This window comes from Algicola sagamiensis DSM 14643 (assembly GCF_000374485.1).
GTDB classification, from domain to species: Bacteria; Pseudomonadota; Gammaproteobacteria; order Enterobacterales; family Alteromonadaceae; genus Algicola; species Algicola sagamiensis.
The window spans coordinates 54970-66411 of record NZ_KB894495.1; the positions used below are offsets into that span (position 1 = coordinate 54970).

10 protein-coding genes and 1 pseudogene are annotated in these 11442 nt (G+C 43.7%); 6 read left to right on the forward strand and 5 right to left on the reverse strand.

Annotated elements, in window-relative coordinates; all coding sequences use genetic code 11:
- Position 1: 1 nt before the first annotated feature.
- Together hutU and hutC are read right to left on the reverse strand one after the other, a co-directional pair.
- Positions 2–1675, reverse strand: coding sequence for a urocanate hydratase (hutU, locus tag C505_RS0109405; protein WP_018692356.1), 1674 nt, complete (start codon positions 1673–1675; stop codon positions 2–4).
- Between the two features lie 4 nt (positions 1676–1679).
- Complete coding sequence (gene hutC / locus C505_RS0109410) at positions 1680–2432, reverse strand: histidine utilization repressor (protein WP_018692357.1); 753 nt, start codon at positions 2430–2432, stop codon at positions 1680–1682.
- 80 nt (positions 2433–2512) lie between these two features.
- Between hutC and hutI the strand changes: the two genes are divergently transcribed.
- The gene (gene hutI / locus C505_RS0109415; protein ID WP_018692358.1) at positions 2513–3736 is read left to right on the forward strand and encodes an imidazolonepropionase; all 1224 of its coding nucleotides are present in this window, start codon (positions 2513–2515) and stop codon (positions 3734–3736) included.
- 28 nt (positions 3737–3764) lie between these two features.
- Here the strand turns inward: hutI and C505_RS0109420 are convergent, their stop codons facing one another.
- Together C505_RS0109420 and rraA are read right to left on the reverse strand one after the other, a co-directional pair.
- Positions 3765–4826: a formimidoylglutamase gene (locus tag C505_RS0109420; protein WP_018692359.1), complete on the reverse strand. Its 1062-nt coding sequence runs from the start codon at positions 4824–4826 to the stop codon at positions 3765–3767.
- Positions 4827–4832: 6 nt separating this feature from the next.
- The gene (gene rraA / locus C505_RS0109425) at positions 4833–5321 is read right to left on the reverse strand and encodes a ribonuclease E activity regulator RraA (RefSeq protein ID WP_018692360.1); all 489 of its coding nucleotides are present in this window, start codon (positions 5319–5321) and stop codon (positions 4833–4835) included.
- A 231-nt stretch (positions 5322–5552) separates the two neighbouring features.
- Here rraA and C505_RS0109430 point away from each other — a divergent pair, with 231 nt between their 5' ends.
- The 5 genes and pseudogenes from C505_RS0109430 to C505_RS24730 all read left to right on the forward strand — a co-directional run.
- The gene (locus tag C505_RS0109430) at positions 5553–6077 is read left to right on the forward strand and encodes a phosphatase PAP2 family protein (RefSeq protein ID WP_018692361.1); all 525 of its coding nucleotides are present in this window, start codon (positions 5553–5555) and stop codon (positions 6075–6077) included.
- Positions 6078–6079: 2 nt separating this feature from the next.
- Positions 6080–6796 (forward strand): glycosyltransferase family protein, encoded by a 717-nt coding sequence (locus C505_RS21935; protein ID WP_322786042.1) that lies wholly within the window; start codon positions 6080–6082, stop codon positions 6794–6796.
- Positions 6679–7152 carry a glycosyltransferase family protein gene (locus C505_RS24885; protein WP_322786043.1) on the forward strand — a complete coding sequence of 158 codons (474 nt, stop codon included), beginning with the start codon at positions 6679–6681 and terminating at the stop codon, positions 7150–7152. Before C505_RS21935 ends, C505_RS24885 begins: the two co-directional genes overlap by 118 nt.
- 107 nt (positions 7153–7259) lie before the next feature.
- A complete protein-coding gene (locus tag C505_RS0109440; RefSeq protein WP_018692363.1) occupies positions 7260–9143 on the forward strand; it encodes a methyl-accepting chemotaxis protein in 1884 nt (627 codons plus the stop codon).
- A 100-nt stretch (positions 9144–9243) separates the two neighbouring features.
- Positions 9244–9682, forward strand: a pseudogene (locus C505_RS24730) (transposase); the annotation flags it as partial.
- 793 nt (positions 9683–10475) lie between these two features.
- On the opposite strand, the gene C505_RS0109450 reads toward C505_RS24730, so the two are convergent.
- On the reverse strand, positions 10476–11270 hold the full coding sequence (locus C505_RS0109450) for a sporulation protein (RefSeq protein ID WP_018692365.1): 795 nt from the start codon (positions 11268–11270) through the stop codon (positions 10476–10478).
- Between the last annotated feature and the right edge of the window lie 172 nt (positions 11271–11442).

Here is an 11442-nt window from a genome sequence, read left to right on the forward strand (position 1 = left end):
CCTACTTCCCTAACATTGGTAAATCCAGTTCGCACTCAGTCGCGCATTGCTTTGCGATGGCGTAACCTGCATCAGCATGACGCATGACGCCCGTTGCAGGGTCGTTCCATAAAACGCGTGATAAGCGTTGCTTTGCAGCATCAGTTCCATCAGCCACGATCACAACACCCGCGTGCTGAGAAAAGCCCATGCCAACACCACCACCATGATGCAGAGATACCCAAGTTGCACCACCAGCGGTATTGAGCAAGGCATTGAGTAATGGCCAATCAGACACAGCATCAGAGCCATCCATCATGGATTCGGTCTCGCGATTTGGCGAAGCAACTGAGCCAGAATCTAAATGATCACGACCAATCACGATTGGGGCGCTGATCTCACCAGAAGCCACCATGTCGTTGAATGCCATTGCAATACGCGCACGATCTTTGAGGCCAATCCAGCAAATACGAGCAGGTAATCCCTGGAATTGAATTTTCTCTCGCGCCATATCCAGCCAGTTGTGTAGGTGCGGATTATCTGGGATCAGCTCTTTGACTTTTTGATCTGTTTTATAGATATCTTCTGGATCACCAGAGAGTGCTACCCAACGGAATGGTCCAACGCCTTCACAGAATAGAGGGCGAATATAAGCAGGAACAAAACCCGGGAAGTCAAAGGCGTTCTTTTCGCCCGCTTCCAGTGCCATTTGGCGGATATTGTTGCCGTAATCGACCGCAATGGAGCCGCTTCTCTGCATGGCTAGGATGGCATGAACTTGCACTGCCATGGAGTTTTTCGCATCGACGACGACTTTCTCAGGTGATGATATACGAAGATCCGCAGCCTTTGCCATGGAATAGCCCTGCGGTAGGTAACCGTTGAGCGGATCGTGAGCTGAAGTTTGATCAGTGACGACATCAGGTTGAATGCCCTTTGTAACAATCTCCTGGTAAATATCAGCAGCATTACCAAGCAGACCAACTGAAATCGCATGGTTGTTACTTTTCGCTTCTTCAAGCATCACGATTGCTTCATCAAGAGACGTTGCTTTGCGATCGACATAACCTGTGCGAAGGCGGAAGTCGATCCGGCTTTCATCCACTTCACAAGCAATCATGGAGAATCCTGCCATTGTGCCAGCAAGTGGTTGCGCACCGCCCATTCCCCCGAGACCACCAGTGAGGATCCAGCGGCCATTCGCATCCCCGTTAAAATGTGTTTTGGCAATGGCAACAAAAGTTTCGTAAGTACCTTGAACGATCCCTTGTGAGCCGATGTAAATCCATGAACCCGCTGTCATCTGACCGTACATCATCAGGCCTTTTTTATCGAGTTCGTTAAAGTGTTCCCAGTTGGCCCAGCTCGGGACAAGGTTGGAGTTTGCGATTAAAACGCGTGGTGAATCGGGGTGGGTTTTGAAAACGCCCACGGGTTTTCCGGATTGAACAAGCAGGGTTTCGTTGTCTTCCAGTCGGTCCAGTACATCGATGATGGTATCGAAGCAAGACCAGTTTCTTGCGGCGCGACCAATGCCACCGTAGACAACCAGCGCGTGTGGATGTTCTGCAACTTCTGGATCCAGATTGTTCATCAGCATGCGTTTTGCGGCTTCTGTTAACCAGCTTTTTGCCGTAATTTTGAGACCTCTTGGGGCCTTGATTTGACGAGTGTCGTCGATGCGTGGGTCTTGCATTGTTCTATCCTTTCATTTTTATTTTTTGGGAAGTATGGAAGGTCAGGTGTCCACCCAATTTGTATCGAGAGCCTGGGTAGATGAGCCGAGCAAAGCTCACAACACCTTGATTACTCCAGGTTCGTCGGAGCAATTGCAGGCAGGGCTGCTTCATGTCGATATTCAACCAATCACTTTGCTGTTTGTTGGACTGAATGGCTTCTACTGAATGTTTTGCTTCTGTGAGTGGTGCAACACGGGAGAGATACTCGTGTGGCGTGATGTCGTTAAAGTCCTGATCGATATATTGGGGTGCAATACCAGGGTTGACGAAGCGTTCTTCTAATTGGATTGGCACATTATTTTGATGGTGAATCAGGATGGAATGAAATACGGGACTATACTCTTCAACGCCGAGAGCAATTGCGACGGGGGGGATTGCATCAATGGTTGATAATGCGACTTGCGTGCTCGAGTGCATATGACCCCGATCGTTGATCTCGTCGGCGATATTTTTAATTTCGAGGAGGGATGACTGGGTTTTGGTATCGGCGACGAAGGTGCCGAGGCCTTGGGTTCGGATGAGAACATCTTGCTCTGTGAGTTCTTGTACTGCCCGTCGAGCGGTCATCCTGCTGACTTGAAACTGCGCGGCCAGCTCGTTTTCTGACGGAATTTTTTGATTGACATCCCATTCGCCAGACTCGATTCTATCCAGTATATGGGCTTTGATCTGACTAAACTTTTTGACAGCTGCATGTTGTGATTTTTCTTGCATTGTTCGTTTCCAAATCAGCTTGTATATACAATTGACTGTGTTACTATCCTAGAACCACTTTTCAAAAGAGGCAAGAAAAAATGAATCAATGGGATGCCGTTTGGATTGATATCAATGTGATGACCTTCTCGGAAAATATCGCTGAACCCTACGGATTAATCGAGGATGCAGCGATTGCAGTCAAGGGTGAACATATTGCTTGGATAGGCGCAGTCAATGCACTACCAGAGTTTGATCCAATCTCAACTCCCGTCTTCCGTGGAGAAGGTGCTTACGTCACGCCTGGATTCATTGATTGTCATACACATCTGGTGTTTGCTGGTAGTCGTGCAGATGAATTTGAACGCCGATTACAGGGTGTGTCTTATGCTCAAATTGCCGAAGAAGGTGGCGGTATTCGCAGTACAGTCAAAGCAACCCGGGAAGCTTCCAAAGAACATTTATTTGTACAAGCAAAAGACAGATTAAATACGCTGATGGCGGAAGGTGTGTCGACTGTTGAGATCAAAAGTGGGTATGGATTGCGTTTCGAATATGAACAAAAGCAACTTGAAGTTGCGCAGATGCTGGATGAGCATCACCCCGTTGATATTCAAAAAACATTCCTAGGCGCACATGCAGTCCCACCAGAGTTTGAGGGTGATCCTGATGGTTACATTGATGAAGTCTGTCAGGAGATGCTGCCGAAGTTACATCAAGCTGGGCTGGTGGATACGGTCGATGCATTTTGTGAAAGTATTGGGTTTTCTTGTGCGCAGACAGAACGACTATTCAAACGTGCGAAAGCATTAAAAATTCCGGTGAAGTTGCACGCAGAACAGCTCACAAATTTGGGTGGAACAGAGCTTGCAGCATCTTACAGTGCGCTATCGGTCGATCATATCGAATATCTAGATGAAGCAGGGGTTAAAGCCATTGCAGAAAGTGGCACAGTTGCTGTTTTATTGCCAGGTGCATTCTATTATCTCAGAGAAACTCAATTGCCACCGATCGATCTGCTCAGAAAATACAAAGTCCCTATGGCGATTGCTACGGACATGAACCCAGGATCATCACCGCTTTGCTCCTTACTCTTAATGCTCAATATGGGATGTACGCTTTTTAAACTAACTCCAGAAGAAGTGTTACGAGGTGTGACGGTCAATTCAGCAAAAGCACTGGGCATGAATGACAGAGGTGTTCTAGAAGCTGGTAAATTAGCAGATTTTGCCGTCTGGAATATCGATCATCCTGCGACTTTGGCTTATCAATATGGTGAAAATCGCCTCAAAACGCTATGGAAGCGTGGGCAGCAGGTGGTTTGAAGATAAGCCTCGAATGAGGTTCATTCTCCTACATATCTTCAACTAAATGCCGCCCTTGTATATAAGCGCAAACTAACGAAGAAAGTCCTTGTCCGACATCGTTCTCGCCAGCGGATAACCCCATTGGATGCTGTGAGGGGGCGCCTTCACAGAGATGAAGATAGCGACTTTGACGGAGCTGAGCGGATTCATACACCATATGCTCCGCATCACCTAGGGTGATACCACCAATATTGTAAGCGCTCACAGGCATAAAACTAATGCTGTCCATATCCACTTCAACGCCAAATTGTTTGGCATGTTCAAGCAAATAGGTTTTCGCGTCGAAGACCGAGTCTGATAGGCTTTTTTCTCGGCGAATATATAAATTTTGATAGCTGTCGAAGCGAAAGTGTTTTTCTGAAAGGGCATCAAAGATCGCTTGATTATTTTTTTGCTCATGGAGTCCAATCACATAATAAGCAGATAAATAACCATCTTTATTTGCGTAGTGAAAGCCATTCCCACTATGGCGTCCTTCCAATGCGCGATAGTCAGCATGGGGGTCGAGGTTTATACAGCCAATATGGTTACCATAAGCTTGATAGAGGGCTTTTATGATGGGATAGCAATTATTATGACCTCCACCGATGACTATTGGCTCTAAACCAGCTTTGAAAACTTCTGTCAGTATAGGCAGCGCTCGTTCATCTAATTGACTACAAAGCTCTCGTAATGTTGCCAGGTAATCTTTTGATGTAGGGGGAAGAAGATTTGCTTTTTCTTGAAGATCAGCAACATCTAAGTGACCGAGTAACAAAATATCTTTGCCAGAAAAAAACTGCGTGGATTGTTGATTGATAAAGCGTTTTAGAAAGGCTTCCCATCCTCTATCGGCACCCCGTGTGCCGCAGTTTGCTCTTGGTCCTATATCTTCTGGTATACCAAAGAGGACAAACTGGACGCCTTGCTGTTTTGCTTGTTGGAGTTGTGCTGCAAGGGTGTCATTGTTCGGTAAAAAGTGGAAAACCTGCCCGATGCGGGTTTCACCTTCTCGGATGATTTGCCAGGGCAGGATTGTGTCTCTTTGATAGATATGCACATGTTCCATTGTGCTTTATTCTTCCATTTCAAGTTGATCAGGGGATAGGATGATCCCAGTACTGTCTGCATAAAGATGATCTTCTGGTAAGAATGTCACGCCAGCGAAGTTGACGGGAATATCCTGCTCACCAGTGCCTTTTTCTTCTGCACCGACAGGAATGGATGCAACAGCTTGGATCCCAATATCCATGTCTTCAAGTACATCGACATCACGAACGCTACCGTAACAAATGATCCCTTCCCAGTTATTTTCAATGGCTATTTCAGCAATCGTCGCATCTATCAAAGCGCGTCTTGTGGAACCGCCACCATCAACCAGAAGTACTTTTCCAAGTCCATTCTCTTGAAGAGCTTTGATCACGAGTGCTTTATCTTCAAAACACTTTACAGTACTGATCTGACCGTAAAATGCACTTTTTCCACCATATTGCAGAAAGATTGGATCAACAACATCGACCGAATCTGCGAAGAAATCACAAAGTTCTGAGGTATTAAATTCCATAGCGAGGGCCTCTAATTCAGGGGTTGCGCAATGCTCAGATTATAACGAGCAGGCACCACATCACAAGAAAATATTCCTTTTGGTTTGATTTCATACAGAAACACTCAACATGCTCACCTTTAAGAATGAATCACTGACATCTTCTATTGATGAAAAATTCAACGGAGTGTCACGTTCATCGCATAAGCTCAAAAAGTATGAATTCGTCAATGTCAATGAAAGGAGATAGAAGTGGCTTTTGAACGTGCAAAACATATAGATACATCGTTGTTCTTTTACATGTTTTCGAAAAGTTGGACACCTGCGGTTTGTCGCTTCTTTTATTGGGTATCAAAGATCGGGGATGGCTACTGCTATCTGTTGATTGGCGTATTCGCATTTGGAATTGCTGGGGAAGAGGGACAAATGTTTTTTTTGCTGACCTTATTCGCTTTTGCGGTGGAGCTGCCGCTTTATTTTATTCTGAAACAGACCTTTAAGCGTGATCGGCCCTTAAGTCAGTCTGTTGAGGTGCGGGCGCATATTGTTCCTTCAGACCAATTTAGTCTGCCATCAGGGCATACCGCAGCAGCTTGTCTCATGGCTACGATGATCAGTGCTTACTTTGTCACATTTGCTGTGATTGCCTGGGTGTTCGCCATTTTGATTGGGATCGCGCGCGTTGTCCTAGGGGTTCACTATCCAAGCGATGTTTTTGTAGGGGCATTACTGGGCTGTGGTAGTGCTTTGTTCGTTTTATTAACGGTAGCAAGTTGAAGATGAAAAAGATTCTATATGGAGTACAAGGAACTGGGAATGGTCATACGACCCGTGCTCGTATGATGGCAAAGGCATTTCAACAGGTAGATGTTGAAGTTGATTACTTTTTTAGCGGGCGGCCACATGATAAATATTTTGACATGGATGTCTTTAGGGGATATCGGATAGAAGAGGGTGTCACGCTCTCATATGATCGTGGAAAAGTATCACCATTCAAAACATACATGCAAGCTGATCTCACTCGATTATTTCGTGATATTCGATCGCTCGATCTTTCTTCTTATGACTTAATCCTCAATGATTTTGAGCCGATTACAGCATGGGCCGGACGTTCCCAGAAAAAGCCAGTCATTGCAATGTGCCATCAAGCTTCATTTATGCATCAGGCAGTACCAAAGTCAGGTGGTCATTTTATGACTCGCCAAATGATCAAGTGGTTTGCTCCCGCAGACCTCTATTTAGGTGTTCATTGGTACCACTTTGGTGGTGCAATTATTCCACCATTTATTGAACCTTATGATGCGACATTACCGGATCAAAACTCGATTCTTGTTTATTTACCTTTTGAAAGTCTGGATGATATTGTGGAGTTGCTCCGTTGCTCCGTTGCTTCGAAGAATGCCGATTTATTTGTTACCATCCGGACGCGGTTGACCAAGAAGTTGATCATATCCAGCTCAGAGCACCATCACGTGATGCATTTCTCGAAGCACTGAGTGAGACGGCAGGTGTCATTGCAAATGCAGGCTTTGAGCTTTCCAGTGAAGCACTCACTCTTGGCAAAAAACTTCTTTTGAAGCCACTCCATGGTCAATTTGAGCAGCTTTCGAATGCATTAACGCTTGAACAGATGAATGTCGCACGTGTGATGCACCAGTTCGATGTACATATATTGGAAGAATGGTTGGAGATGGGAAGCTTCGAACCCATTCGATTTCCACACGACCCTGGATTGCTTGTAGATTGGATTATTCAAGGGAATTGGCATGCGCAAGTTGATGAATTATGCGAAGCACTCTGGGCGCAAGTCAATTTTCCAGTTGGGATTAAAAAAAGGATGATGATGATTTAAGCGTGAATTCTGTCGAATTCGCTATACTAATTAGCATGTTCGCGTTTATCTAATTCATTATCAGCCTGATTAAATTTCATGGCTGGTGGGGATCGTCGAGGTTTGTCGTGTCATCAAAGAATTTCACACTGCTGATTAAGCATAAACTCATTGCTAATGTGATCTTGGCAGGAGTCGGGATGTTGGCCATGTTGGGCCTGCTTTTTTACGCAAATTTTACTTATACCCTGCTGAACGATACCTCGAGTCAAGTGTCAGCACTTAACCAAAGTGTATTGATGTTGAGGCGCCATGAAAAAGATTTTATGGCGCGAAAAGATTTGAAGTATAAAACGAAGTTTGATGAAGAAGTTGAAAGGATCAAAGACACTTCAGACGCTTTAAAAGAAGAACTGGTCAGCTTTGGCCTAGGAACCAATGAGCTCAATGATTTTAATCGAATTATTAAGGAATACTCTGATTTATTTCATAAACTCGTTCAAAATCAACAAGCGATTGGAATGCATCCCAAAGATGCAAAATATGGCACGCTCAGAAAGGCTGTTCACAATGTCGAACAAGTACTCAAAGATAATGTGAATTACCAACTACTTGCCGATATGCTTCAACTTCGCAGAAATGAAAAAGACTTTATGTTGCGACATAAAGAAAAGTATTTAGGCAAATTTGATAAAAATATTAATAAATTCAAAACAAATTTAGAAGCAAGCTTTCTCGATGAAGATGTTCGAAAGACGTTGTCCGGGTATTTAGATGATTACTTGAGAGATTTTCGTTCTCTCGTTGAAGCGCAAAAAGCAATTGGTTTAGACGAGAAGTCTGGGATCCTTGGTGAATTACGGACAACTGTCTCTGAAACTGAATCTCAACTCAGCACATTAAGTGATATTGTGAAAAAACGTTTGGATGAAAAACGAACGTCTCTTCGTGCGACAGCATTTACGATTTTCCTGATTGTGTTGGTTTCAGTCATGATATTTAATTTCCTAATTAGTCGAAGTGTGTTGATTCCTCTTGGCCATGTATCCCGGACAGTGAAAGTTATTCGGGAGCATGATGATTTGACCAAGCGCATTGAAGTGGAGAGCAAGGATGAGTTAGGTGTGATGTCAGATGATGTGAATTCATTACTGGATGATTTCCGAGAACTGATATTGAGAGTTGGCGAAGCGATGGATACGCTAAACCGGGAAACAATGAGTCTGGCGGATAACTCCGTGAATAATCTAGAGGCGATTAGGCTCCAAAGCCAGGAAACAGACTCCGTTGCAACAGCTGTTGAAGAAATGGGTGCAACAATCCGAGAAATTGCACAAAACACAGAATTTGCGGCAGATAGGGCAAAACAGAGTAATGAAAATGCAACGATTGGGCAAAAACAGGTCGATCAGACAGTATCAAAAATTGATCGTTTATCGGATCGCTTGGAAGTTTCTTCAAAATCAGTGACACAGCTGGCAAAAGACAGCGAAAATATCGGTGCAGTCATGACGGTGATCCGCGGTATCGCTGAGCAAACCAACCTTCTTGCGTTAAATGCGGCTATCGAGGCAGCTCGTGCAGGTGAACAAGGGCGAGGGTTTGCGGTTGTCGCAGATGAGGTTCGGAGTCTAGCACTGAGAACGCAAGAGTCGACTCAGGAAATCGAAAACATTATCACAAGTTTGCAGAGCCAAACCCGAGAAATCGTCGAGCTGATCCAAGCCTGTCAAAAAGAAGGCCAAGATAGTGTCGGTCAGGCGCAAACGGCAGGACAACGTCTTCAACAGATCAATGAAGATGTTAACAATATTCTGGATATGAATACTCAAATCGCTTCAGCCATTGAAGAGCAAAGCCAAGTTGCAGCTGAAGTGGGTAGAAATGTGGTGAAAATCCGCGATGTCTCAGAAGATTCCCATCAACGAGCTTCTGAAAACGCCTCCAGCTGTGATGAAGTCGCTGGATTGGCACAAAGTTTACAGGTGGCGATATCGAAGTTTAAGTATTGATGATTCGATTTTAATAAATAGCCCTTTGAAGTACTCAAGGGGCTATCCATTTCTTGCCTTATTTCTCTTTGTTAAATTTTGAATTTAATTTTAAGTAATTGCCACGAAAAACAGAGAGTGTATTGGCAAGAGTCGAGGTGGGAATTCAACGAAAATTCATTTAGTTGTATACAGCGGTAGTTTACCCATTCACTTCAAGTTATCCGAAGGACAAAGACATGATATTTCCTATTCGGAACAGTTGTCTGACCATATGAAACAGATCAATGTGCTCATTACAGATAAAGGCTATGACAGTGAAGCGTTCAGGCAATATGTGACTTCAAAAGGAGGCTAAACAGTTATCCCAAAAAGAAACGATGGTCAGGATATCGGAAAAGACAGTGTGGATTGGTGCTTTTACCGCTACCATCATTTGATGGAAAACGCATTTGCGAGGGTGAAGCACTCTTCAACAAGGTACGATAAATTTGCAAGGAATTATGCCAGCATGCTGTCACTGGCAGCACATGCAGATGTGGTTACCAATTTATTGTTGAGTAAAATATATACGGGAAAGATCAACCGCTCCTAATAATTTTTTCTGAAATATTTGTAAAGATACTGTTACTGAATAAGCAGTAAATGAATTTTTAATTGAAGATACATCTAGTCTCCCATTTCAATAGCTATCTTCTACGTAAAGAAAGATGACATAAGTTGAGGAAAGAATTATGAATTTATCACCTGTAAACAATAACGTAACTCATAACATTACTCCTAATTTTACCCCTAACACGACTGTAAGTCAGGGTGATGGTCGATTGGATGGAAAAGTTACACTTTTACCAAATAACCATGCCTCGCACAAGAATGCTATAACAAGAATGCTATAAATAGTATTGCTAATGCTAAAGTTGAAGCTTCACAGCAAGAAGAAGTTACACCACTTAAGAGCAAAATGATAAGTTTCTTAAAGGATGTCGGAGCCGCTACTTACGCCTTTATGGAATCCGCGTTGAAAATAACATTTGAAGTATTGACTTTCCCTTTCGAATTGCTTGATGGACTATGATTTCTGGTGCCACCAGAAATATATCCACTGAATGACGTTTTAAAACAAGGGGTATAAGCACTCCTCACAAAGGCCATTGAAGCGGAAGCTGAAGTGGCCGAGTTGTTGGCACAATACGAAGCGCGTCCATGTCAGGGATTATTATACCTAAGCAGTACAAGCGCTGACCACATTAGCTTAGGCGTCGTTCTTCGCGTTTTACAAATCGACTTTTATCGAGAAGCCAAAGACTGTGATTGCCTATGGCTTCAAAGAAAATCTTGAAACAAAAACGGATTTTAACAATGTTGCTGGATCACATTCGCGATGAGATCTGGCAGTTGTTCACAGTGATCTTCTTCAATGATGAGTTTAAGATTTGTTTCATCCATATCGAGTGCTTCTGCGAAGAAACCTTGCAATCCGCGAGCCTTCCGGTCGATTTCCATGTACAGCACTAAGCGGTCTGCTTCGGGCTTCATCACAAGTTCGACTTCTTTGACACGGCCAATAAACTCACCGCTGATCGGTTTAAATTCAAACTCTTGGACAAATGGTAGATCGCCGAACTGGCGCTTATCAGAGCCTTCGCACTCGGCTTCATTCAGTTGGAATCCAAGTGTATTCATGGCTTCTAGTAATCCCTGTTGTAAGGTATTTGGGATCACTTCAATGGTGTCTCTATCTGTTGGATCGAGCGCGATTGGAATATCTAGGTTTGTCTCTAACCAGCAAATTGTCTTACTGATGGAAATCGGAGCATTTTCTGGTAGTGGAATACTGAATGATAGCTCTTTTTCTTCGTCTTCATGGATTTCAAAACTGTCTTCAAGATGATAGCTGGCAAGTCTGTGTTGTCGTTCTACAACTTCAGTGTAAGGCTCGTCATTATCATCTGTATGGGTGACTTCGACGAAGTAATTACAGAAAAGCTCCAAGTCGATTTTGTTGATTTTTTGCGTGCTATGCCCACCTTTTATATAGATGGTTCCGGTAATTGCTTCGCCTGGTATTGCCTCGACATGATCGATCTCGGTATCAACGGTTGCTGCGCCAATACCGACAGAAGAAAGCATTTTTTTTAGAAATGACATAGAGAGTCCCTGAGTCAATAGTCGTTATGTAATCGCTGTTATCAGTTAGCCATTATAGGTCAACTGTGATGTGAGCAGTCTAACGAAAACCTGCTCAAATTTGTAGTCGGGTTGAATCTCAACTTTTCAATTGGATTGATGCGTGAGAAAATAGTCCGTTCGGTGTAATTCT

Excerpts from the sequence above, each read along its gene's own strand:
- hutC (WP_018692357.1), bottom strand. The coding sequence starts at position 2,432 with ATGCAAGAAAAATCACAACATGCAGCTGTCAAAAAGTTTAGTCAGATC.
- C505_RS21935 (WP_322786042.1), top strand. The coding sequence starts at position 6,080 with ATGAAAAAGATTCTATATGGAGTACAAGGAACTGGGAATGGTCATACG.
- C505_RS0109450 (WP_018692365.1), bottom strand. The coding sequence starts at position 11,270 with ATGTCATTTCTAAAAAAAATGCTTTCTTCTGTCGGTATTGGCGCAGCA.
- hutU (WP_018692356.1), bottom strand. The coding sequence starts at position 1,675 with ATGCAAGACCCACGCATCGACGACACTCGTCAAATCAAGGCCCCAAGA.
- rraA (WP_018692360.1), bottom strand. The coding sequence starts at position 5,321 with ATGGAATTTAATACCTCAGAACTTTGTGATTTCTTCGCAGATTCGGTC.
- hutI (WP_018692358.1), top strand. The coding sequence starts at position 2,513 with ATGAATCAATGGGATGCCGTTTGGATTGATATCAATGTGATGACCTTC.
- C505_RS0109420 (WP_018692359.1), bottom strand. The coding sequence starts at position 4,826 with ATGGAACATGTGCATATCTATCAAAGAGACACAATCCTGCCCTGGCAA.